Annotated in this window: 20 protein-coding genes and 1 tRNA gene; 12 read left to right on the top strand and 9 right to left on the bottom strand. The window is 55.2% G+C overall.

Translation table 11 applies throughout. The features are described from left to right. Positions 1 to 880, bottom strand: an 880-nt coding sequence (locus AC2FFH_RS21770) for a CAP domain-containing protein (RefSeq protein WP_496845307.1), incomplete at its 3' end; no start/stop codon positions are given. Positions 881 to 1,375: 495 nt separating this feature from the next. Here AC2FFH_RS21770 and AC2FFH_RS21765 point away from each other — a divergent pair. The 4 genes from AC2FFH_RS21765 to AC2FFH_RS21750 all read left to right on the top strand — a co-directional run bounded on the left by AC2FFH_RS21765 (position 1,376) and on the right by AC2FFH_RS21750 (position 4,898). Then, a complete protein-coding gene (locus tag AC2FFH_RS21765; RefSeq protein WP_496845306.1) occupies positions 1,376 to 2,563 on the top strand; it encodes a tyrosine-type recombinase/integrase in 1,188 nt (395 codons plus the stop codon). Beyond that, on the top strand, positions 2,550 to 3,179 hold the full coding sequence (locus tag AC2FFH_RS21760) for a hypothetical protein (RefSeq protein ID WP_496845305.1): 630 nt from the start codon (positions 2,550 to 2,552) through the stop codon (positions 3,177 to 3,179). Before AC2FFH_RS21765 ends, AC2FFH_RS21760 begins: the two co-directional genes overlap by 14 nt. Positions 3,180 to 3,330: 151 nt before the next feature. Continuing rightward, the gene (locus AC2FFH_RS21755; protein WP_496845304.1) at positions 3,331 to 3,525 is read left to right on the top strand and encodes a helix-turn-helix transcriptional regulator; all 195 of its coding nucleotides are present in this window, start codon (positions 3,331 to 3,333) and stop codon (positions 3,523 to 3,525) included. Continuing rightward, positions 3,525 to 4,898, top strand: coding sequence for a reverse transcriptase domain-containing protein (locus AC2FFH_RS21750; protein ID WP_496845303.1), 1,374 nt, complete (start codon positions 3,525 to 3,527; stop codon positions 4,896 to 4,898). The genes AC2FFH_RS21755 and AC2FFH_RS21750 overlap by 1 nt, the downstream gene beginning before the upstream one ends. 459 nt (positions 4,899 to 5,357) lie before the next feature. Here AC2FFH_RS21750 and AC2FFH_RS21745 read toward each other — a convergent pair whose 3' ends face one another. Next, positions 5,358 to 6,371 (bottom strand): helix-turn-helix transcriptional regulator, encoded by a 1,014-nt coding sequence (locus AC2FFH_RS21745; protein WP_496845302.1) that lies wholly within the window; start codon positions 6,369 to 6,371, stop codon positions 5,358 to 5,360. A gap of 112 nt (positions 6,372 to 6,483) precedes the next feature. On the opposite strand from AC2FFH_RS21745, the gene AC2FFH_RS21740 reads away from it, so the two are divergent. Genes AC2FFH_RS21740 through AC2FFH_RS21725 form a run of 4 tightly spaced genes read left to right on the top strand, consistent with a single transcriptional unit; the run spans position 6,484 to position 9,867 of the window. Next, positions 6,484 to 7,557: an alpha/beta hydrolase gene (locus AC2FFH_RS21740; RefSeq protein ID WP_496845301.1), complete on the top strand. Its 1,074-nt coding sequence runs from the start codon at positions 6,484 to 6,486 to the stop codon at positions 7,555 to 7,557. Positions 7,558 to 7,608: 51 nt separating this feature from the next. Further along, on the top strand, positions 7,609 to 8,409 hold the full coding sequence (locus AC2FFH_RS21735; protein ID WP_496845300.1) for an efflux RND transporter periplasmic adaptor subunit: 801 nt from the start codon (positions 7,609 to 7,611) through the stop codon (positions 8,407 to 8,409). A 55-nt stretch (positions 8,410 to 8,464) separates the two neighbouring features. After that, a complete protein-coding gene (locus tag AC2FFH_RS21730; RefSeq protein ID WP_496845299.1) occupies positions 8,465 to 9,727 on the top strand; it encodes an MFS transporter in 1,263 nt (420 codons plus the stop codon). 14 nt (positions 9,728 to 9,741) lie between these two features. Further along, a complete protein-coding gene (locus tag AC2FFH_RS21725; protein WP_496845298.1) occupies positions 9,742 to 9,867 on the top strand; it encodes a hypothetical protein in 126 nt (41 codons plus the stop codon). Between the two features lie 240 nt (positions 9,868 to 10,107). On the opposite strand, the gene AC2FFH_RS21720 is transcribed toward AC2FFH_RS21725, so the two are convergent. Further along, entirely contained in the window at positions 10,108 to 10,680 is a 573-nt protein-coding gene (locus tag AC2FFH_RS21720; protein ID WP_496845297.1) for a recombinase family protein, read from the bottom strand. Between the two features lie 336 nt (positions 10,681 to 11,016). On the opposite strand from AC2FFH_RS21720, the gene AC2FFH_RS21715 reads away from it, so the two are divergent. The 3 genes from AC2FFH_RS21715 (at position 11,017) to AC2FFH_RS21705 (ending at position 14,084) form a co-directional block, all read left to right on the top strand. After that, on the top strand, positions 11,017 to 12,021 hold the full coding sequence (locus AC2FFH_RS21715) for an alpha/beta hydrolase (RefSeq protein WP_496845296.1): 1,005 nt from the start codon (positions 11,017 to 11,019) through the stop codon (positions 12,019 to 12,021). A gap of 240 nt (positions 12,022 to 12,261) precedes the next feature. Then, positions 12,262 to 13,020 (top strand): alpha/beta fold hydrolase, encoded by a 759-nt coding sequence (locus AC2FFH_RS21710; protein ID WP_496845295.1) that lies wholly within the window; start codon positions 12,262 to 12,264, stop codon positions 13,018 to 13,020. Positions 13,021 to 13,133: 113 nt separating this feature from the next. Continuing rightward, positions 13,134 to 14,084 (top strand): DMT family transporter, encoded by a 951-nt coding sequence (locus AC2FFH_RS21705; protein ID WP_496845294.1) that lies wholly within the window; start codon positions 13,134 to 13,136, stop codon positions 14,082 to 14,084. Between the two features lie 366 nt (positions 14,085 to 14,450). On the opposite strand, the gene AC2FFH_RS21700 is transcribed toward AC2FFH_RS21705, so the two are convergent. The 5 genes from AC2FFH_RS21700 to AC2FFH_RS21680 all read right to left on the bottom strand — a co-directional run bounded on the left by AC2FFH_RS21700 (position 14,451) and on the right by AC2FFH_RS21680 (position 21,531). Beyond that, positions 14,451 to 16,187, bottom strand: coding sequence for a Mur ligase family protein (locus tag AC2FFH_RS21700; RefSeq protein WP_170773739.1), 1,737 nt, complete (start codon positions 16,185 to 16,187; stop codon positions 14,451 to 14,453). A gap of 14 nt (positions 16,188 to 16,201) precedes the next feature. Next, positions 16,202 to 19,003 carry a cyanophycin synthetase gene (gene cphA / locus AC2FFH_RS21695; protein WP_496845293.1) on the bottom strand — a complete coding sequence of 934 codons (2,802 nt, stop codon included), beginning with the start codon at positions 19,001 to 19,003 and terminating at the stop codon, positions 16,202 to 16,204. A gap of 20 nt (positions 19,004 to 19,023) precedes the next feature. After that, positions 19,024 to 19,914: a cyanophycinase gene (locus AC2FFH_RS21690; RefSeq protein WP_170353282.1), complete on the bottom strand. Its 891-nt coding sequence runs from the start codon at positions 19,912 to 19,914 to the stop codon at positions 19,024 to 19,026. Positions 19,915 to 19,969: 55 nt separating this feature from the next. After that, positions 19,970 to 21,136, bottom strand: a complete 1,167-nt coding sequence (gene iadA, locus AC2FFH_RS21685) for a beta-aspartyl-peptidase (RefSeq protein WP_496845292.1) — start codon at positions 21,134 to 21,136, stop codon at positions 19,970 to 19,972. A 308-nt stretch (positions 21,137 to 21,444) separates the two neighbouring features. After that, a tRNA-Leu gene (locus AC2FFH_RS21680) sits at positions 21,445 to 21,531 on the bottom strand. Positions 21,532 to 21,729: 198 nt separating this feature from the next. Here AC2FFH_RS21680 and AC2FFH_RS21675 point away from each other — a divergent pair. Then, complete coding sequence (locus AC2FFH_RS21675; RefSeq protein ID WP_496780962.1) at positions 21,730 to 22,713, top strand: complex I NDUFA9 subunit family protein; 984 nt, start codon at positions 21,730 to 21,732, stop codon at positions 22,711 to 22,713. Here AC2FFH_RS21675 and AC2FFH_RS21670 read toward each other — a convergent pair whose 3' ends face one another. After that, positions 22,714 to 23,517, bottom strand: coding sequence for an undecaprenyl-diphosphate phosphatase (locus AC2FFH_RS21670; protein ID WP_496780961.1), 804 nt, complete (start codon positions 23,515 to 23,517; stop codon positions 22,714 to 22,716). Positions 23,518 to 23,716 lie beyond the last annotated feature (199 nt).

Below are 23,716 nucleotides of genomic sequence, written 5' to 3'. Positions count from 1 at the left end.
TTCCTTCGGTGTTACCGTGGGAGATAAAGTGGCGCGTACCAGCGTCACTATTTGCTCCGAATGCTTGGATGAGATCATTATGTGAAGCGATGTATTCCAAGCCGTCAAACGTCTGTTTTCTTCCTTCGGTGTTACCGTGGGAGATAAAGTGGCGCGTACCAGCGTCACTATTTGCTCCGAATGCTTGGATGAGATCAGAATACGACGCAATGTATTCCAACCCGTCAAAAGTGACTTTGCGTTGTTCAAAATACCCATGATCCGCGTAGTGCCGCAAACCCGCGTCGGCGTTAGTTCCGAATGCCGAAATTAAGTCGGAGTAAGACGCAATATATTCTAGTGCTTCAGTGCCATCGGCGAGATTGCGTGGGAGGACGTGTGGTGCGGCAGATGGTTGGTTTAAAGGAGAGGGTGTCTCGCCGCTGCCTCCGGAGGCTGGGGCATCGGCACCGGTGTCCAAATCGACTGATCCTCCGGTTCGGGCAAAATTCTGGGTTACAAATGCCCAAGTGCGCCCTTGATACTCTCCAATCTCGATACCGATTCCAACGTAGTCAAAATCGGGGTTCAGCAGGTTGGCCCTGTGTCCATCGCTGTTCATCAGTTGATTGTGAAGCCCGATAACCTCGTCATCGAAACCGTCAGGAGCTCGGACGGACCTTCCTGCTATGTTTTCTGCCCAGCTGTAACTTCCGCTAAAATTGAACCCGGCGTCATCCATGCGTGCTCCCGGATTCGAGTTGTTCACACCGGTATGAGAAAAAATGTCCGTCGCAATCATCCACCTACTGTGATCTTCGGACGCTTCGTTGAGATTAAGTTCCAGAACAAGCGGCGGCGCGCCAACTTTAGCTCTCTCCGCGTTAATCAGATCCAACATATCTCGTTCTAGAGAGTCTGCCTGTGACATCGACTTACCTAAAGTGTTTCGCGTTTTTTGTATTGTCGGTTGGGATAGCGGCAGAACTGTGGCACTAATAATCTGTATGGAAATGTAGGAGAAAAACAGCGGGTCTCTGCTACATTTCCTTTGCAGTTAGGCGGAAAACCGCAAGAAAACCTATGTACCAGTTTGGCAATGATATTCCGCGACGTGCCACAGTTTCGCAGAGGATTCTCAAAGGTTCAAGGAATGCGCTAACAACGACCAAGCGCAAGTAAACTCGAGTAAGTAAAGCAGCATGCCGTGGCCTGCTTTTCTACCGAATGTAGGGGATTTGGTGCCCAGGAGATGCATTTAGACCTTGCACCAACATACCCCACGACATGCCACCTTATTGGGAAATGACTGACACCCCACGACCTTAGCTATTCCATCATGTGTCAGGATGTAGCAAGGTATCCCAAATCAAAAGGTGGACAGAAGGGTGGACGGATGGCGCGGCCTATCCATAAACTTTCGGCCGCAGCGGTTAAGGCAGCAGGCCCCGGTAAATACAACGATGGTGCCGGATTGTGGTTACACAAGCGCCAAGATGGCGGTGGGCAATGGTTCCTCAGGATCACGGTACACGGTCGCAGGCGTGAAATGGGCCTCGGGTCCATTGCAGATGTATCGCTCAAAGAAGCAAGGGAACATGCGGAACAGTGGCGCGCCTTTGCCCGGAAGGGTTTTGATCCAATCAAAGAGCGTGAAAAACAACGGCGTGAGGCTGAACGCAATCTACATTGTCTGGCGGATGTCGCAATGGACGCGTTCGAAAGTCGGAAGGCCGAACTTAAGGGCGACGGCAAGGCTGGGCGTTGGTTTTCTCCATTAGAACTTCATGTCCTGCCCAAGCTGGGCAAGGTCCCCGTCTCAGATATCGATCAGATCGATATAAGGGACGCCCTGAGGCCCATTTGGCATTCCAAAGGGGAAACCGCCCGGAAAGCCATTAATCGCCTCAGCATCGTTCTCAGGCACGCTGCAGCGCTGGGATTGGACGTAGATTTGCAGGCCACCGAGAAAGCCAAAGCGCTTCTTGGTAAATCTAGGCATACGCCACAACACATTGCTGCCATGCCGTGGATTGAAGTTCCAGAATTCTACAGAACCCTAGAAGTGCCCACGACAACCAACCTGGCCCTGCGGATGCTGATCCTGACGGCAGTCCGCTCAGGTCCGCTCCGGTTTATGAGATACGATCAGATTGAAGATGACGTTTGGACAATCCCTGCGCACCAGATGAAGGGTCGGTTAGGCCAAACGGCAGATTTTCGTGTGCCGTTGTCCGACGAAGCCCTGCGCATAGTGGAACTCACCAGGCCCTTCGACCGTGAAGGTTTTCTTTTCCCCGGCCTTCGCAAAGGGGTAATTTCGGACATGACGATGGGTCAACATATGCGCAAAGCAGGTTTGCCATATAGGCCCCACGGCTTCCGATCCAGCTTTCGGGATTGGGTGGCGGATCGAACCAATGCGCCAAGGGAGGTTGCAGAAACCAGCCTTGGTCATGTTGCAGGAAGTCAGGTCGAACGGGCGTATCGCAGGACAGATTATCTAGAACAACGTCGGCAGATCATGGGCATGTGGGCTGGTTATGTGACAGGTGAGGGAGAAGCCATTGATGAAAATTTCTGACCCGCACGTACGGATAAAAGTCGCTACACCGGATGAAACATCCGTTAGGCTACTTTCCGACTTCAAGAAGGCCGCCCTGCGTGGTGATCCGACCGAATTATATCAGGCAATAATCCTTTGCAGTGAAAATCAGCTTTCCATGCCGGAATGGCTTACAGATTACCTGCTCAAACTGATCGCAAACTACCATCTTGGCAAAAAGCCAAGTTGGAAAGGGGCAGGTAAACGCCCATTGATTGTCATCAGGCGTCGATTTGAAAACGAAGTAAGGCGTCGGGCGGTAATCGCGGTCAGGGCGTGGGTTAAGGACAAGAGAAAATACAAGGCAATGCCGACGGCGTGCATTCGTGCGTGGAACCGACAAGACTACCTACACAAAGATTTCAGCAGAGATGAAGACGCGCTTGGATTTGCATCGTTTGGCCTTCAGGGCATCAAACTACAGGCTGACGGTCCGTTCTTGAAATGCAGCACGCGGACTTTGAGGCGCGCCATGGCAGACAAGAATGGCACCCATCTTCCCAAGATGTCTGGGCGGATTGCATCTGTTTTTGGCCTTACTGATCCAGATACGCTGTTTGGCTATGACAAACCACTTAAGCCTAATCTCAAATAGACTGACCTACCCGGTGCACTCAAGTTCACTGGATCGCAAACCGGCTTCCGCAATTGAGTCAGTTTCCGTGGCCAAAAAATAGTTAAATCTTGGCGTTTTTGGCCACATCTTTTGAAGCTACCTTTGTCTCCATGTTCCAAGGAGACCCAAAATGCCCCTTACACCGAACCGTTACATCACACTTGAACAACTCGGCGAAAAGCTGGGTGGCCGGTCTCGTTCCAGCATATATCGTGACCTTGAAAATGGCCGCCTACCGAACCCGATCCGCATTGGTTCCAGGCTCTATTGGTGTGAAGAAGAAGTTGACGACTTTCTTAAAACACGTCGTTTGGGCGCGATCTGATGCCAGTCACGATCACCACAAAAGCACCGCAAGCATTGGGCGCAGACCCGATTGCAATGAAAAAGATTGGACTATGCAAAGCGCATGGGGTGGTTTTTCCACTTTCTAGTGGAAGCGACGCGAAGAACGAAGCGTTGTGCGCCACGCTAGGGAAGGCGATCAAACGCGAAAAGAAACTTCTATCCACTTGTGAACTTAAGTTCACTCAGGGGAAGACTGCGTTCAAGCAAACTGGCAAAACCTTTTTGTCCGACAAGCGGTGCCTGCTGGTCGCCTTGTTCGAAGACAATGCAAGGCGACCCCTAAAAACCAGGAAGTCGCTTGAGGAACTGATCGAATTGACCCAAAAGTTCGACATCCTACAAAACCTCGGCGAACCCGCGCGTTTTTGGCCAGAACCCAAGAAACCTGGCAGCGGATTCCGGGTCATTTGTTCATTCGGCCCGATTGCCCGTGCGGCGCAACGCATGGTCAAAAAACTGCTGAAACTGACATATACACCGCAAGATTTTCAATTCGCTGATCTGGCCTTTTCTGAGAAGGTTCAGCACGCAATGACCATCATCAATAAGAAAGGATATGCCCATGTAACAGAAATCGACATCAAGGATTTCTTCCCGAGTTTCACGGAAGAAGCCCTGATTGACGCCTTACCCCTCCCAAATGAGGCAATAAGGCAAATCGTGCTGGCAAAGGGTGCAAAATGGACTGCGCATCCCCATTACGTTCAGTATGAGTATATATCGTCTCCTCCGGGCATACCACAGGGCAGTGCGTGCTCAGCAGCAGTGGCTAATTGGTGCATTGCCAAGATGCCACTGGCGAAAATGGTTGGGTCAAAGGTCATGAACCACGCCGACAATTTCTTCGCGTTTTCCGTTTCACCGGATGCTGCAAATGACGTAGCCAAAGCCCTGAGTTCTGGCATTGCCGGACTGCCGGGAGGGGACTTCCAAGGAAAAACAGAACAGGCCGTCAACACTTCGCAGGGCTTCAGGATGTTAGGATGCTGGGTTTCTTGGTCCAAATTAGGCGAACTCGAAGTTGAACCGACCGAAGCCAACGTCAAAGAGTTTGCGGCCCGTGCCAGAAAACAGAAACAACGGGTCTACGGGCGCCTTACGGCGGCCTTAGAAGAAAATTCAAAGCTTCTTCGGATCGAAGGGCTGCAGGAATTCCTACGGTTTGAAAGCATGGTCCAAGGTTGGGTTCAAGCGTTTGCCTTTTGCGGGCCAATGATTGGCACCGTGAAGGATCATTACGACTTCGAATTGGATGGTCTTCGCACTGTTTTTCAGATCGATGAATACGAACTCAACCCCCTCAAAGATGTATCCACAAAAATTACCGTCAAATGGTACAGTGGGGCATGAAATCAAACACTTGAAGCCGTCGGGTTTACGCAGTTCACTTGGGTCCCTTCGGGGTTTCAGGCTATCATAAAATAAATTTGCCCAAGCCACTGGTTTTACCAAATATCCGATTTAGCGACCTTGGTGCACCAGGGCAAAATACGTCGACGATGACGTTCCAGTCTTCAAGATTTCACAGGTGTTTTTGCGTTCATTTGTTGCGTCGCAGCATTCCACGTTTGCTGTAATCAGGGCTAACGACGCTTGAACTCATAATGCCCTTGCTTTGTCGCGGGCTAAAAGGTCGGTGCACTTAAGTTCGCGGCCAAAATCGTAGCGGACATTGGTCCAATTTGCGGCAAATGGCCATTTTGAGCCCAAAGTGGACACTGGTTCGCTACGCAGCATTCATCAATTTGGGCGGAAACTGAACCTTCGCTGCGCATTGCGCCAATGGCCGCTCCATTATGGCCTTGCTACCTACGTACCGCTCAATTTGCGAAACTTAGATGGTGAAATTCCAAACCAGCTGGCAAATGTGCGGCGGAAGCTGTTGACCTCGCTGAACCCAAGATTGAAGGCAACCTCCGCGACAGAAAGGTCAGTGCCCGACAACAGCGACCTGGCTCGATCTGTCTGTTCAGCCACACGGATCTCTTTGAAACTGGTGTTCTCTGCAGTGAGCTGCCGTTGCAGCTTGCGTACGCTGACACCCAATGTGGCCGCCACCGTTTCGATGTCGGCGTGCCCCATGGCGAGTTGCGCGCGCAAGGCGTTCCCAACGACCTCTTTGGTGGTTGAGGGCGTTTGCCGCGACCGCACATCGCGGATGCCTGCCAACGTCATCGCCAGCCTCTCATCGGCTGTCCGCGGATTAGGGGTTTCGATTTCTGACAGAGGGATCGCAATGCTGGCGGCGGATCCCCCCACGCGCACCTCTGCATTGTAGATGTACTGCAGCGCGGTTTCGGTGCCTCGGTGCACCTCTGGCATCTCCACCCAGCTCGGCCGCCAGCGGCGTCCACAGAACTCACGCACCACAGACTGCAGCACAAACGGCAGGTCCTGATCGATCAAATTTGCCCCGGCGGCCCCGCCGAGCATGGTGTCAAACCCAAGCACAAAATGGTCTCCAGCCACGCGGGTGCGCATAACTGACCCCCGTTGCAGGAACGGCAGGATTTTTTCGGCCCGCGCCAAGGCCACATCCAGTTTCGGCGCGCCGAGCACATAGTCTGCGTAGGCCCCAAAGGAGGCGTAATGGAAGTCTTGCGTGATATAGGCACCGATGTGTTTTTCGGAGATCTTCAGGCTCGCAGTTTGCATGAACCGCGCCTGAAGCCGATAGGGGAGGAACACCGGCGGGCCTTCCATTACCGCTCGCGACAGTCCGGCTTCTTTCAGCGCATGTTCGGACACCCGCGGCGATGCAATTTGGTCAAGCCCTTGAAGCGCGGGGCGAAACGCCAAGGTGCTGTGCAAAACCGTGTCCATGACGGACAGTTTGTCGTGAAATGATCACTTTTGGAAGTGGCGTGACCTCCCCCCGCAAATTACCTCCAGTTTAGCAAAACGAATGACCCAAACTGAAAGTTGGAGACCAAACATGAAACGCCGTTCCGTCCTGAAAGTTGTTCTAACAAGCGCACTGATTGCGGCTCTTTCGGTGCCAGCGGTCGCCACCGCAGACAGCGCAAAGCCCGTGATTGAAGGTCTGCCAATGGCGGCGCGGACCGCACCGGTTCCTGCGGGCGTGTCCCCGGAATTGGCCGGGCTCATCGAAAGCCGTCAAGTTGGTACGCATGCCGAAACGCCATCCTCCACCGAGCAATGGCTTACGTTGCAAGCCGAGTTTGACGCTGCCTCCCTGCAAGGGGTCGCACGTTTGTTTGAGATGACCGGCGCTCAATTTGCCATCGAGAACGTGGCGGGGGTGACCACCTACCGTGTCACGCCAACTACTATTGATCCCCGGTGGGCGGACACCGTTTTTGTGCACGTGCACGGCGGGGCCTTTGTCTTTAATGGTGGTGAGGCCGCCATGGCCGAAGCGATCTGGATGGCGCATGGTTTGGGTGTTGAGGTGGTGTCCGTCGATTATCGCCGCCCACCGCTGCATCCGTTTCCTGCCGCAACAGACGATGTGATCGCCGTGTGGCAGCAAGTTATCAAGGACCATGACCCAGCCAAAGTGGCGATGTTTGGCACCTCTGCGGGGGGCAACCTGGTGTTGTCGACGGTTTTACAACTGCGCGACGTGGGCACCCCTTTGCCTGGAGCCATTATGGCCGGCACGCCCGCTGTGGATCTGGCGCAGACGTCGGACAGCTGGATCACGTTGCAGGGTCTTGATCCGCTTGGCGCCCGCGAAGGTGTGATTGAAGGCACGTTTGACATTTATGCGGACGGTACCGACCGCACCGATCCGCGACTGTCCCCGATCTACGCCAATCTGGACAACATGCCGCCGACGGTTCTTCTGACCGGCACACGCGACCTGTTGCTGAGCGACACGGTGCGCATGCACCGCGCCCTGCGCGCCGCCGGGGTTGCCGCCGATCTGCATGTCTACGACGGCCAGTCACACGGCGACTACATGGCAGGTTTCTTCGTGAACGCGCCGGAGACTCATGACGCTTGGCGTGAGCTCAACACCTTCTTTGACCTGCATCTGGAGTGACCTACCATGACCGTTTTTGCAAAACTCCCGCTTCTGCTGTTGGGTCTTCTGATGACCCACAGTGCCCACGCAGAGCCTGTGAAAGAGTTCACCAACATGCTCGCCGCAGAGACATTTACCGGACGGATAGAGGCCAGTGAGAGCGCTCTGGTGGCCAATTCGGTGCGCGGCATCCTTGCGGCGGTGCATTTCAAGCCGGGCGATACGGTTGAGAAAGGCCAATTGCTGTTTGAAATTGCGGCCCCGGCTTACGAACAAAAGCTCGCCGCCAGCCGTGCGGTCGAAAACCGTCGTGAGGCCGAATTGGCAACAGCGGAAGCCGAGGCGCAACGGCAGGCGAAACTTGGCACGCGCGGTGCGGTTTCCGAACAGGCCGTTCAAGGCGCTACAGACCGGCTGATACTGGCCAAGGTGGCGTTGCAAGAGGCGCAGGCGCACCGTGCATTGGCAGAGCTTGAGCTGGCTTCGACACAGATCAGGGCGCCGATTTCGGGGCAAATTGGGCTCGCCCAGAAACAGGTGGGCACCTATCTGGATACGGAAAACGGTCAGGCGCTGGCGCAGATTGTGCACACAGACACGGTCCGCGTCGTATACGGAATGCCGTACAAATCCCTGATCGCGTTGGACCAGTCGACGCCAGAGGGCCTGAGTGCTCTGATGGAGCGCTTTCAGGTCGACTTGCATTTGCCAGGTGACGTTCAGCCACTGGCACAGGGTGGCCGCGTGCTTTTTGCTGAAAGCGTGCTGGCCGCGGACGAAACCCTGCGCATCTGGGCGGAAATCCCAAATCTTGAGCGCGGCCTTTTTCCCGGCTTGAACGTCGAAGTCAAAGTCAGCTTCCCAAACTAAAACAGGTCGCGCGTCAGGCGCGGCCCACTTTTCCTCTCTTTCCTGGAGCAGTTCCATGGCCCGGTTCACCGATCAAATCCACACCCTGAAATACCTGTTTATCGCGGTCGCGGCGATACAGCTGGTGACTGCGGCATCGGGCACCATCGTCGCGCTCTATTTTGCCCAAACCGGCGCGTCTCAGGAAATCGCTGCGCTGGCGCCCGCTGCTTACTCGTTGGGATTCCTGATCGGCTGTTTCTACATTGCAGGCTGGATCACCAGCATTGGACATATTCGTGCATTTTCTGCGGCGGCGGCCATATGCACCGCTGCCGCCCTGCTGTTTTCCGTGACTGAAAACGAGCCCACGCTGCTAATCGTGCGCCTGATGACCGGCGTTGCAACCGCGGGCCTTTTTGCCATCGGTGACGCCTGGATCAGCGAAACCGTCGACGAAAAATCGCGGGGCCGATTGCTTGCCGTGTTTGCCATTATCCTCGGATTGATGTCGGTTTTCAGTCAGGTTCTCGTCATCGTTACACCCGACGACCTGAACCAGTCTTTTGTGCTGATGTCCTTGCTCTACTGTCTGGCCATCGTGGTAATCGCCGCCACGCCCAGCACGCCGCCCGAGGGCAAAGAACGGGCAAATGTGCGTTTCAAGGCGCTGTTTCAAGACGCGCCCACTGCCGCCCTCGGCGCGCTCACCGTTGGTATCGTGTCCACCGTGTTCATGAATGTTGTGCCGTATCGGGCGGCTGTCATTGGCATTAATGCCGCGGATGTAGCCATTGGCATCGCTGCTATTTACGTCGGGCGTATCCTGTTTCTCTATCCGCTTGGATTTGTGTCAGACCGCATGGATCGGCGCCGCGTCATTGTAGTGACGGCGACAGTCGCAACCGGCGCCCTTGCGGCCTTCGCCAGTTTCGCCACTGGCGACGGTGCGCGCCACTCCGCCATCGTGGGCACACCACTATACATTGCAATGCTCGCCGGATTGATCCTGCTGGGCGGATCGATGCTCACCCTCTACTCGCTGCTTTTGGCTCACGCGATGGACCGCACTGTGCCCGTCTATGTCGCGTCCAGCGCTGTCACAATGCTGTTTGTCTTCACCATCGGCGGCATTGCAGGCCCACTCATGACCAGCGCGCTTTCGGCGGTATTTGGCGATGCGGTCATGGGCTGGATGCTTGTACTTGCGATGGCCGCCTTCGCGGGCTTCACCGCTTTCAGGATCAAAACAGTAGCCCCGGCAGCCAGAGCGGAACAAACCCACTTTAAGGCGACCGAAACCACCAGCCTCAAATCCGTCCCCACCCAGAAACGGTAAGGTAGGAGACCACCATGACCACCCCCTCCACAAACCTCTTTCGCGCAGAAAAAGCCACTCTGCTCATCTTGCTGGTATTTGTTGCCTTGGCCATCAACGCGGCAAGCGCGACGCTGATGGTACGCGCGGCTAGCGTTTAAACCGCCGAAACAGCCTGAGGATTCACTTTCCGCACAACCTACCGAAATATGAATTTCTGCGGCGGGGCTTTAAGGGGTCATTCAGGCAAGTAGAGCTAATGTCGGTTTTGTCCGCTTACGCGACCTTAACAAAACATTTGATAAAGTCCGCTTACTGTTTTTCGTTCAGACTATAACACCAGTGAACTTGAGTTCACTTGGTCACGAAAAACTAGATGAAGCTGATCAAAGGCAATTTAGTTAAACGGGCTTGGCGCCCTTTTCTATGGACAAGATGCGATAAACGGAAGCGCGACCTATGCCCAGCGCCTTGGCAATCTCCGTGGCCCCAGCGCCCTCTGAATGCATTTCTAGAACTTCCTTGGATCGCGCCATGGCAGTTGGTTTCCGCCCCTTATACTTCCCGGCAGCCTTGGCCTTTGCGATACCCTCACGCTGACGTTCCAACATGATTTCTCGTTCGAACTCTGCGATGCCGCCGAGAACCGTCAGCATCAATTTGCCCGTAGCCGTGCCAGTATCGATGCCCATCCCAAGGATACGTAGTGTCGCGCCCTTTTCTGTCAGAGTGTTCAGTATCTCTAATAGATGCGGAACGGAGCGTGCCAATCGATCCAGCTTTGTCACAATCAATGCGTCGCCTTCGCGTGCGTAGTCTAACGCTTCCGTCAGGCGTTCGCGGGCGTGCACATCCACAGATGAAACCTGTTCTTCAAATATCTTCTCACACCCGACCTCAATTAGTTCATCGCGTTGCGCTTCCAAACCAGCTTTCTGGTCTATTGTCGAAGTTCGGGCATAGCCAATCAGCATATCTGCATCCTTGTCTCATATGACTCTTAAATATAGTGAGGCACTATGTCCCAAAAATCAATAGGCATCCTAGTGAGACGCCCCTATTACAGGTCATTAATGTTCCATTAGGGCAAGCCCCATTGGAAAACCATTGAAAGGGCAAAGCGGACGTTCGTACAAGACGCAGCTAATGGCGGTTTCGAGCCCAAAGTACCGAATGCTGCACATTTATTGAACGGCGGCTATAGGCGATTGAGTAGCCAATATTTTTGATCTGGCTTTGCAGAGGGCTTCATCGGTTTTTGGGGCTGTGTTAGATTTCACAGGGCTCGGTTGATCGGAGAGGAATTCTTGATGAAGAAGGTGATTTCATTTAGCGCGGTGCTATCGGCATTTTTTCTGTTGTCTGCCTCTGGTTCGGCACAAGCAGAATCCGCCTTTGGTTTTACCGTGATGGAAGAAGTGCCCTACGGACAGGCCATGGTCGAACGCGAGGGAACAGAGTTTGCCCGCGATTTGTGGATGGACGTGTACGAACCTGACGGAGAAACTACAGCTGCGCGACCCGCTGTCGTTTTAACCTTTGGTGGTGCTTTTCATCGCGGCAGCCCTCGCGCCACAACTGAATCCGGCGGGGCAACCGATACCTCGATGGCAAACTATTGCCGATCATTCGCCGCGGCGGGGTATGTGTGCTTCGCGATTGACTACCGTCTGACGCCAGAAGGCCCAGTATTGTCGGGCGAAGGCTATGATCCTGAGACGCTTGCGCCGGAGAGCCTGCTGACGCTGCTTCCACAGATAAATCATATACGAGCCAGCCTTTTTAGCTTGCCTACTTTGGATTTCGACGTGCCTGAACAACGGGCAATGCTGGTAAACGGTGTTATCGGTGCAGCCGAAGACCTGCGTCAAGCCGTCGAGTTTATTCGTGCGTCATCGACCAAATTCAACATTGACCCTGACCGCATCGTCCTCGGGGGATTTTCTGCTGGTGCTGTTACATCGTGGAATGTCGCTCATGGTATGGGTGTGCCTGTTGCCGGTGTATTTCTACTATCAGGAGCGGACGCAGGCTTTGATATCGAAAAAACAGTGACACCGACCTCGAACAGACCGCCGATACTAATGATCCTTGGGCAGAATGATCTTGCCGACGGGTTGGTAAACCTGCCCGTGATGTTGGCTCACTACGAGGAAAACGGAGTTGACCATTCCTTCGCTTGGGTTCCTGCGTTTGGTCATTTCTATCCTGCAGGTGCGACAAGTTTGGGTGCTGACGGAACCAAAATGCCAGTGCAAGCTCGCGTTTTGGAGTTTATTGCAGACACCGTTGGTGTTCCTCAAAAACGCCAGTAACCAATCGAGCATTTGGCGCCTTTACAAACGGCATAAGGCGTCGAAGATGTTTTAGATTGTGTGATGCTTTGTGACCGTAGCAGCCGTTTAAAAGTGGGCATTGAGCGGCAGCTAAGTCCGCGTTCTGTGGGTTCGTGTGCGGCGCAGCGAATGTCGGTTCATCCCAGACCAGCAATTCGTGCAGGACGCGGCGAATGGCTCGAAAGAGCCCAAATTGTCGAATGCTGCGGAGCAGTGTTAATGTCTGCATACGATGCTCTGGAATCCGAAATGACCAAACACCCCAGTCAAGCGAACGATGAAAGGCCCGCCATTCTCTGTGTTGCAGGCTTTGGTGACAATGCGAGCATGTTTGAAGGTCTGGCTGACACCCACCTCGCCAACAGCTATCGTTTGCTACCTATTAACCTTCCGGGATTTGGCGCTCAGCCTCTGGCAAAGAAAACAACTCTCGAAGCACTTGCGCAAACCGTCGCCGACGAAGCGAACAAGCACGGAGCCGAAATCATTGTTGCTCATTCGGTTGCTTCAATCATAGCTTCACTGGCTGCCAAAAGGGCAAGCTGTCCTTTGACAACCATCATTTCATTGGAAGGTAATATCACTGCCGAGGATGCCTATTTTTCTGGAACTGCTGCCGACTACAGTGATCCGTTTGCGTTTCGTGAGGCGTTTCTTGAGCGGCTTGATGAAATGGCGAAAACGGCACCAATCATCCGACGGTATCGTAATGAAGTATCGAAGGCCGATACTCTGGCGCTGTGGCAACTCGGCACAGACGCACGACATTTTTCAGCAGACTGCGTGCCCGGCAAGCTTTTGCAGAACGCGGCAAATGTGATTTATCTCTACAATCCCGACAACTGTCCGGACAGCACCGTCCGTTGGCTGGAAGAAAACAAGATGGATCGGATCGTTCTCGAAAAGGCCACACACTGGGCGAGCGTTGATCAACCCGAAAGGCTTGCAGAAATGATCGCTGAGGCACTCCACCGATAGGAGAATGCAGCCGTTCACAATTGGATAGATGAAAGCTGGTTTTGTATTGGTTTTCCGCAAGAACCGGGTCGCGGTGTCGGGGTCACGTAGGCTAATCCGTTAGGTGATAGTTAGTGACGGAACCAGAAGACATGACAAATCGCCCCATGCCAGCAATGGATTTTACAGCAAGCGTCATGCTGCTTCTGCTCGCTGCTGTTTGGGGCGGGTCGTTCTTCTTCGGCGAGGTTGCACTGACCGAAGTGCCCCCGCTGACAATAACGCTGCATAGGGTGATCTGGGCAGTCCCTATTCTGGCACTAATCGTCTTATTCAAAGGATTGAGTGTTCCACGTGCCCCTCAGGTATGGGGAGCTTATCTCGTTATGGGAGCGCTCAACAATGCCATCCCATTTTCGTTGATCTTCTGGGGGCAAACGCAAATAGACAGCGGGTTGGCCTCAATCCTCAACGCAACAACAGCAATGTTTGCAGCGGTCGTGGCTGGCTTGCTTCTGAAGGATGAGCCGCTGACTCCGAAGAAAATAGCAGGTGCTGCCCTGGGTATTATAGGGGTGGCCTTCATTATGGGGCCAAGCGCATTGACTGAGTTTAATCCGAGCAATCTTGCACAACTGGCTATCCTTGGCGCGACGCTCTCTTATGCTTTTGCTGGGGTCTGGGGCAGAACAGCTCTTTCGGGCCAACCACCACTTGTAAATGCCCTTGGTATGCTGATCGGCAGCACACTGCTTATGATCCCCATTGTTCTTGTGATGGATGGCCCCCCAAGCTTCGCTCTGTCTGCTGGTGTATGGGCAGCGCTTATTGGGATGGCCGCTCTATCAACAGCGCTGGCCTATGTACTTTATTTCGCAATCCTTGCGCGCGCCGGAGCCGCCAATCTTCTTTTGGTTACGCTGCTGATCCCACCGTTCGCTATCGGTCTTGGTGTCACGTTTCTTGGTGAAAAGATGGAGCCAGAAGCTTGGGTCGGGTTTGCCATCATTGCTCTTGGCTTTGCTGTAACCGACGGTCGGCTTTTTTCCCGCTTTGCCAGGCGCAAGCCCCAAAAAGTAGAATGAGGCGCTTTCTGGAGAACTTTTTACAAGCACATTAAGGAGTGACGATCCCCGTCTTAACCAACAGGCCCGGCCAAGCGTCGGGTCTATTTTTGAGTAGCGGACATTCAGCGAAGACAATCGAATGGCGGCAAAGTCCGCAAAGCAGTCATACGAACAAATAGCAGCGAATGACTGCATGGGGCCACAAATCTACCAATTGCTGCGCAACGATCAAATGGCTGGTTCTGCGCCATTCCGCCTCTGAACGGTCTCAGGGCAAAGGCGCAACATTTTAGGCACCCGGGGTGCTGACTATCTGCATCTGCGCTTACTGATATTGCCTCGTGCCAACTATAACACCATGAATCCGGCAACAGTCTTTGATTTTTACCCGTCGAGCATCGCGAGCACGGCGTCGCGTTCGGACAGGACCAACAGCAAGGCAAGATCACCCGGTTCCAGCTTTTCCAATATCATCGAGGCAGCTAGAGAGGGCGAAGATGCTCTCAGGACTTGTTGCGCGTCATATCCCTGTTCTAAGGCGGATTTTTTGATCAGGTCCGGGATTTCTCCCAATTCGCGACCTCTTAAATACCCTTCCAGTTCGGCTGCGACGACTACGTCGGGCTGGAAATTTAACGCCGTCGCGGTAACGTCCCGGATATCCTGATCCGACCGATCGCCAGCATGGCTGAGCATAATGAAACGCCGTTTCGCCGGTAGGCTTGACAGCGCATCGCAAACGGCCGAAATCGAGTGCGGGTTATGCGCAAAATCCACAAAAACACGCGCATTATTGTAACTAAACTCGTTGCAGCGTCCGGGGTTGTCCTTGGCGTCGGGTTTGAACCCGGCCAACCCATCCCGAGCCCCCTGAACGGGCAAGTCCAGTGCCAAGGCAAGGCACAGGGCCGCCAGCGCGTTCAGGATATTGTATTTCGCAGCGCCGTCCATGGTCAGGGGAACATCGGAAACTGCAATAACTACCTGTTCGGCCGCACCGTCGAAAAAGACGATATCTCCCTCCTGCACATAGGCGCAGCACTTGCCCGCATCACGCGCCTGACGGACAAGGTTGTTCTGCGCATCCAGCGAGAACCACCAGATATTTGCGGATGTATTTTCCGCTTCTGCGCGGACATACAAGTCATCGGCATTCAGTGCCAGCACGCCACCCTCGGCCAGCGTGCGATGCACGGCGAATTTGGCCTGAGCCAGTTCCGGCACCGTGTTGACCCCGTATTGCCCCAGATGGTCGTTTGCCACATTGGTGACCGCCGCTGCCGTTGCGGCGCGGGTCGGCAGACCCCGGCGCAGGATACCTCCGCGCGCGACTTCCAGACAGGCGACCTCCAGCCTTTTGTCACGCAACAGCATTCGCCCGCCGCCGGGGCCGGAATAATCGCCACGGTCGAGAATGTCGTCTCCCACCCGCACAAATTCGGTCGAGGTCAGCCCGGCAACCTTGCCTGAAGCGCGCGCGATCGCCTCAAGTAAACGGGTTGTGGTTGTTTTGCCGTTGGTTCCGGTAATGAAGGCCACCGGGATATTGTGCAGAGCCGACCAGTCCAAGTCATCGGGGGTAGGCAGCGCATCGACCGGCCAGGTCTGACTGCCAGTACCGTGCCCGATCGACACTTCGTCATCATCGCACAGGATATCTACACCATGCGCTTCTGCTGCCGCAATCAGGGCGATCAGCGCGGGATTGGCTTCCTTCTCCATGACGCTTTTGACATCCGCAACCATCTGATCGAAATCGCCGGGCTCGGATGCCAACAGTTCGGCAGCACAGAAATGCCAGACGGTTTGCACCGCGAAGATCGCGGAATAGAGCTGATCCATCGGTGCTGAAATCGCCAGATTGACGCCACCGGTGAAACTGCGGTGGGTTACGTCCTGATCCTGCCAGCCAAGTGCGTCCAGCACGCGGCGCGCGTGTTTTTCCCATAAAGCAGTGACCTGCGCGGTGCCGGTATCGGTGAAAAACACATCCATCACCGCGCCGGGGCGGTTCCACAACAGTCCCGGCCCGGTCAAGCGTCGGGCATCGTCTACCCGGATATGATCGGCGTACGCGCTTTCAATTGTCAGCGCGTTTTCAAGCTCTTCGATCCGGTCCATTCCGGTTCCCCCGCTTAATCCGCGTCTTCGCTGATGTCGCGGGCCAGGCGCACGCCGCGCGCATCCCGGATCAGGTTCTGGTCGCTTTCGAACATGTCCTCGAACGAGGTGTCGATGGGGCTTGCCACCGGCGCAGCCTCTGTGACTGGCGCTTCGCTATCGGAGTTGAAATAGATGATCTGCTTCCAGCAGCGCGTTGTGTCATCACCGAAAATCACCAGCAGATCGCCCGGTGCGGCCTGTTCCAACGCTGCAGTCACCGCTTCGACCTCATCCGGGATGATCGTGATTGCGGCATCATCGACGCCGTTGTCGATCAGGGCCTGCCGCATCATTTGCGGTACTTCGTCGTGTCCACGGCCCCGGCGGCGGTCATCTGCCTTGCAGATGAAATGATCAAAATGCCCGGCCAATGCGGCGGCCCCGTCGATGATATCCTCATCGCGCCGGTCGCCGGGCATCGCAACAACGCACAGCCTTCGGCCCTTGACCTCCAACTGATCGGCCAGCGCCGCCATCGCCTTGAGCGCGGCAGGGTTGTGGCCATAGTCGAGGATCACCTTGAAGGGATGCTCGTCATAGACATTCATCCGCCCGGGTGCCTGGAAATAGCTGGTGTCGAAGGTGCGCAGCCCATGGCGGATATTGTCCAGGTCCACTCCGAAACTATAGGCCATCGCGGCGGCGAACATCGCGTTCTGGACGTTGAAAATGGCCTTACCTTCCAATGCCGCCGGGATCAGATGCGACCACAGCACCGGGATATGAAGACCGTTGTCATAAATGGTCAGCATGTCACCATTCATGCCCTTTTCAAGCACAATTGCCTTGCCGCCTGCCTTGATATGTTCCTTGACCAGGCTGTGCCCCGGATTGGTGGTGACATAAAAGATCTGATCCGCAGTGGCATAGTCGGCCATTTTCAAACAGTTGATGTCATCGGCATTCAGAACTGCCGTGTCGGTGGCGCTTTCCACCACCACGCGTTTGACAACGGCCAGTTCCTCAACCGTGTTGATGCCGCCAAGACCCAGATGATCTGCCGAGACGTTCAGGCAGGCCGCTACGTTCGAGCGCTGATAGCCCAGACCCGAGCGCACAAGTCCGCCGCGTGCGGTTTCCATCACCGCAAAATCGACAGCCGGGTCGCGCAGAACGATCTGTGCCGACTTAGGTCCCGTCATGTCGCCCTTGACGCTCAGTTTGCCGTCAACATAAACGCCATCGGTCGAGGTCATTCCAACGGTCTTGCCGCTGGTTTTCATGATGTGCCCCAGCATCCTTGAAGTGGTCGTCTTGCCGTTGGTTCCGGTGATTGCCGCGATGGGAATGCGGGTTTCCTCGGTAGCCGGAAACAGCATGTCGATCACTTTGCCCGCCACGTCGCGCGGCTGACCTTCGGACGGTGCCACGTGCATCCGGAAACCAGGGGCGGCGTTCACCTCGACAATCGCGCCGCCGATATCCTTGTAGGATTTGGTGATGTCGTCGATCAGGAAATCGACGCCGCCCACATCCAGCCCGACGGCCATGATGGCACGCTCGGCCATGTCACGGTTGTCAGGGTGCACCACATCCGTCAGATCAATGGCCGTGCCGCCAGTCGACAGGTTCGCGGTTGATCGCAGATAGAAGACCTCGCCGTCAGGCAGCACAGTTTCTTCCGTCACGCCCGCATTTTCCATCAGGCGGTTGGCCTGATTGTCGATCTCCAGCATGGTCAGCACTTTTTCATGCCCGATGCCACGGCGCGGATCCTCGTTCACGATATCGACCAGTTCGGCAATCGTGTGCGTGCCATCGCCTACCACATGGCCCGGCACGCGCTTGGCTACAGCGACCAGCTTGTTGTTCACCACCAGCATCCGGTGATCGAACCCGGTGATGAAGCTTTCCACCAGAATGGCGCGGCTGCGGGAATGTTCCTTGGCTTCGGCAAAGCCTGCCTCGACCTCTTCATCCGAGTTCAGGTTGATCGAAACACCACGCCCATGATTGGCATCGAGCGGTTTGACCACCACCGGGTGCCCGATCCGTGCGGCGGCGCGCACGGCTTCACGCGCGGAATAGACCATGCGTTGCTGCGGCACAGGCAGGCCCAGATCGTTCAGCAGATTGTGGGTGTCTTCCTTGTCGCAGGAAATCTCGACCGAGATATGCTTGGTCTCAGAGGTTATGGTTGCCTGAATGCGTTTCTGGTATTTGCCGTGCCCGAACTGAACCAGTGACCCAGAATTCAGCCTGATCCAGGGGATGTCACGCTCTTGCGCGGCCTTAACCAATGAGCCGGTTGAGGGACCAAACTCCTTGCGCTGCGCCCGCAGCACAAAGCTACGCAACTCGTCATCCCAGTTGAATTCCGGGTCGAAGTCGTAGTCCACCTGTTCCTTGAGGGATTGTGGCAATAGATGCATCAGCAGCCGCATTGCCAGCTTGCCTGCGTCCAGACCAACATCGCGCTGGCGGTATTCGTAAACCATGTTGTATTGGCCGGGTTCGCCTGTGCCGCGCGTGCGGCCAAAGGTTACATCCGAACCGGCCACGTTCTGCACTTCGATGGCACAATGTTCCAAAACATGACCAAGCCAAGTGCCTTCATCTTCGCGCAATCGGCGGATGAAACCACCGGGTTCGCGGTAGGAACAGCCATGTTCCGCCAGACCGGGAAGGGCCTGGGTCAATGCATCAATAAACTCGGAACCAATTTTGGCCGAAGGCCAATCTTCCAGAACGCCCAGATCAATGACGTGGCGAATGACCGGAAAACTTGCCCAGACATTCGGGCCGACAAAGACATTGGTCGAGATTATTTTCATGAGGCTCCCCGTTGGTTAGCTTATTGTTTCCCCCCGCTGGCGGCCTCATCCTCGGACAGATCCGGCAATGTGCAGAACGCCATATGCTCATCCGGCGGAAAAGCCTGGCGAGCCGTCAGATCATAACGGCACCCTTCACCCAGAACGTCAAGCCGAAGTCCAAGAAGGCTGAGTGCTTCGCCGCGACGGGCATCCCACATCGAAGAATGGGTCAAATGGCTGGCATCCACCACGGTAACCGTTCCGCTGCCGATTACTTCAAAGACGTTATCGGGCCCAATGAAGGCCGCCGTGTCTTCGTCAACGCCCAATCCGATTAGAAAAGGGTTAAAAGATGAAGCGGTTAGCAATCGACCCAGGCGGTTGCGCTGGGTGAAGTGCTGATCAATGATGACGGCGTTGGTCAGACCCATACCGGGAGCCAGCGTGATGTTACCTTCGGCTGGACCAGAGTTGCTGCTGCCACCTGCTACCATATGCTCGGACATGATCGAAGCACCGGCCGAGGTTCCTGCAACCGGCACCCCTGCCGCGTTTCGGCGCCGGATTTTCTGGGCGACCAGCGTGCCTCCAAGAATCGCTGACAGGCGCAACTGGTTCCCACCGGTCATAAAAATTCCGGTAGCACGATCCAGCATCCCCGCGTAATCCGGGTTGTCGCAATCGGCGCGGCGCGAGATAGGCAGGAATTCAACCTTGCCTGCACCAAGCTCGGAAAAGATGCGGTTATAGTCCGGTCCGGTTTCTTCCAGCATCGAGGCTGTTGGGATCACGACGATATCAGCGTCGGCACCGCCGGACAGTTCTACGAACTTTCGGTGAATCTGCATTTCCTTGACGCGGTCTTCACCGCCGCCGATCGGAATGATGAACCCGCGCGGGGTTTCTGCATCAACGGGTGCAGGGCACATATCTTAACTACCTTCCGGTGCTATAGCGGGCAGCCACCGGGGACCGCGCGGACGCTCAAACCTGTTCATACATGCCGCGTCGGGCTATCTGGCCGTCGCGTACATGCCATTCCCCCCGGGCCATCACATGCCGCACGGCAGTGTTTTCGTCAAGAACGACCAAATCAGCGTCCATACCCACGTTCAGACGACCTTTTTGGTGCAGCTTCAGCAGGTCGGCGACATTTGAGGTCAGCGGAGCCAGCGCTTCGGGCATTGGTACTCCTCTGTTGGTGAGTTCGCGCAGCGTGTCCGGCAAAGTGTCCGACAAACCCACACCAAACCGTGTCAGATTGCCTTCATGGTCAAAGGCGGGCAGGCAGCCACCACCGTCAGAGCTGATGGTGAACCGGTCCGCGTGACCGCCCAAATCGCGAAACTGAATGTAGGCCTCAGTAGCAGAGATGCCCGGCTCGACATGTCCGCAGGGGAATGCGGTAGCGTCGATGTAACATCCGTGCCGTGCTAGCGCCACGGCCTGTTCGAAGAGTGGTTTGTTGCGATTGACATGGGTTGGATTGAAGACGCGTGCGGGGATTTCGCAGGTCGCGATAGCTTGTTCCAACATTGACAGCCCTCGCTCGCCATCTCCCATATGGCAATGCACAATCCCCGCCTTGCCAGTCATCAGGCCTGCGACATGCGCTTCGCTTGCGATCCGCAGAAACTCGTCCAATGTCGGTTGGCTCGACCGGTGATCACTGATCGCCAGTTCCCCAACACCGATGACCGGATCAAGGAACACAATGTCTCCACGGGCTGAACCGGTGAGGGTGGTCAGTGGGACGTGATAGCCACCGGTGTGACACCAGGCTGAAAGTCCTTCTTCGCGCAACCCATAGGCCTGTTGTACCAGCGTCTGCGTGTTGCGGGTCAGATCGTCCGTGCCCAATACTCCAACGACTGAAGTGACACCGGCACGCGTGAAAGAGGATAGGACAAGCGGCGGCACCCGACTGGCTGGTCCGGTTTCACCGCCACCGCCAGTTATATGCGCATGCCCATCAATAAAACCCGGAACAACCGCTGCACCTTCGACGTCAATGATCTCTGCCTGAAGCTGGTCAGGCAATTCGGGTTTTTTGCTGCCGAGGTAAATGATGCGTTCACCCGCGGTGAGAATATGGCCCAAACCAACAGGTTCAGGTGAATAGAGGCGCGCATTCTTGATGAGCTTCAACACATTTCATTTCCGTCAGTAGGAGCGAAGACATCTTTTCTTGCACTAAAAACCAGCAGAAGAACCATCCCCTACAGCAAAAAAACACAGATGCCAGACTCAAGCATTAGCGGATGTTGAGAAAAGGAAGCGGATGGAAAATTTGTCCGCTTGGCTGACGTTACCGTACACCCTAGCGCATGTTCACCTTCTGCCGTTCAAATTAGAACGCAGCAAACCCACAGCGATAGCCTAAGGGTGGGCTGTAAGGTGGATAAAAATTATCCGGCCTTACATAAGGTTTTGATAATTTTATATTTTTACGGGAAATTTGGTGCCCAGGAGAGGACTCGAACCTCCACGTCCATACGGACACTAGCACCTGAAGCTAGCGCGTCTACCAATTCCGCCACCTGGGCAGGTGTCGTGGAGGGGCGTTTAAGCCCACTGGCTGGAAGGGTCAACCAGATTCGGGAAGATTTTTGAAAGTTTTTTTCGCACATCCAAATTCAGTTTGAATTGGTTGGTCTTTTCACTGACGCGCGGCGTTATTGCGCCTTGTTTGACAAGCCTCAGAGCGCTAGATCGATAGAGGACCCACAAGCAGGAGCCCTCTCATGTCGAAAATGGTCACGATTTACGGCGGATCGGGATTTGTCGGCCGGTATATTACGCGGCGCATGGCAAATGAAGGGTGGCGTGTCCGGGTGGCGGTGCGGCGCCCGAATGAGGCGATGTTTGTCAGGCCCTATGGCGTGGTTGGTCAGGTTGAACCCATTTTGTGCAACATCCGTGATGATGCCTCGGTCGCTGCTGCAATGCACGGGGCAGACGCGGTGGTGAATTGCGTCGGCGTTCTGAACGAGCTGGGCAAGAACGCCTTTGACGCCGTGCAGGCCGATGGGGCCGAGCGGATCGCGCGTTTGGCGGCCGATCAGGGCATTTCCCAAATGGTTCATATCTCGGCCATCGGAGCGGACGCTGAGTCCGACAGCGAATATTCGCGAACCAAGGCGCATGGTGAGGCCGGTGTGCTGACCCATATGCCAGATGCAATTATTCTGCGGCCGTCTGTGATTTTCGGAACCGAAGATCAGTTCTTTAATCGTTTTGCCGGGATGACCCGGATGGGACCTTTCCTGCCGCTAGTCGGAGCCGAAACCAAATTCCAGCCGGTCTATGTGGATGATGTGGCCAAGGCCGCTGTTCAGGGCGTCCTGGGCCAAGCTGAAGCCGGTGCGTATGAGCTGGGCGGACCCGAGGTGAAAACCTTCCGCGCGTTGATGCAGCAGATGCTTGATGTGATCTACCGACGCCGAGTGATCATCGGAATGCCCTTCTTTGTGGCCCGGATCATGGCGGGCGTGTTGGACATCTTGAAGTTCGTCAGCTTCCAACTGTTCCCGAACCACATCCTGACGCGCGATCAGCTGAAGAACCTCCGCCGCGACAATGTCGTGTCCGACGAGGCCAAAGGGTTCGCGGATCTTGGGATCGAGCCAGCGACGCTGGAATCCGTGCTGCCGGATTACCTGTGGAAGTTCCGCCCTTCGGGTCAGTACGACGACATCCAGAACTCGGCCAACAATTTGCGGACCTGATCAGCTGTAGGCGATCAAAAGCAGGATTGCGCCCAGCATCACGCGGTAGATGACATAAGGTGTAAAGCTGACACTGCGCAGCAGGCGCATCATCAGGGTCAGAGCCAGCAGAGCTGAGATAAACGCAAAGAAGGCCGCGATTGCCCCGTCTCGGGCCAATTGGGCGTCAGCTTCGCGGATCACATCGACTGACAGCAGAACACCTGAGGCCAGAATGGTCGGGATCGACATCAACATCGCGATCCGCGCGCCATCCTCTCGCGTATAGCCCAATTGGCGCGCGCCGGTGATGGTAATGCCGGACCGGGATGTTCCGGGTATCAGGGCGAGAACCTGCCACAGCCCCATGATCAACGCATCGCGCAGACCCCATTCGCTTGCTTCTTTGGTCTGCGGCCCTTTTTGATCGGCCCAATACAGAACGAGGCCAAAAACCAGCATGGTCCAGCCAATGACCGCCATTGACCGAAACGCCTCGATCAGGCCGGTTTTGAACAGGATAGCCCCGACAATCACGGTGGGAATCGTGGCGATAATCAGACCCATTGCCAGCTGCGCCTGTGGTGTGTCGGCCCGTCCGGTCAACGCCTGCGGCAGCCCGGAGACCGCCTGTTTCACATCGGACCAGAAATACAGAATCACAGCGCCCAAAGTGCCCACATGCACGGCCACGTCGATGGCCAGGCCTTGATCGTCCAGTCCGGTCAGGCTGGGTAGCAGTATCAAATGACCAGATGAAGAGATCGGCAAAAACTCAGTGATACCCTGAATAATCGCCGCGAGAATCAATTGAAAAAGACCCATCTGCCCCGCCGTGTTGTGGTCACGTCTTTGTTTGCCCAATGGGTATAAGTGCTCTGTGGAAAAGGAAAGCGTGCATATAGGTCCGAATCGGAACTAAAAATCGCATTTAATTTCAAACCTCCACTAAATTTCCCCTCGATTTTCGAATTTAGGTCAGTACAGTTGACTTTTCATCCAATCTTTCATCTCTTAAAGAGAC

The organism is Ruegeria sp. YTSC003 (genome assembly GCF_059609785.1).
Note: the sequence above shows the minus strand (reverse complement) of the source record. Positions and strands in the feature narration are given on the sequence as shown.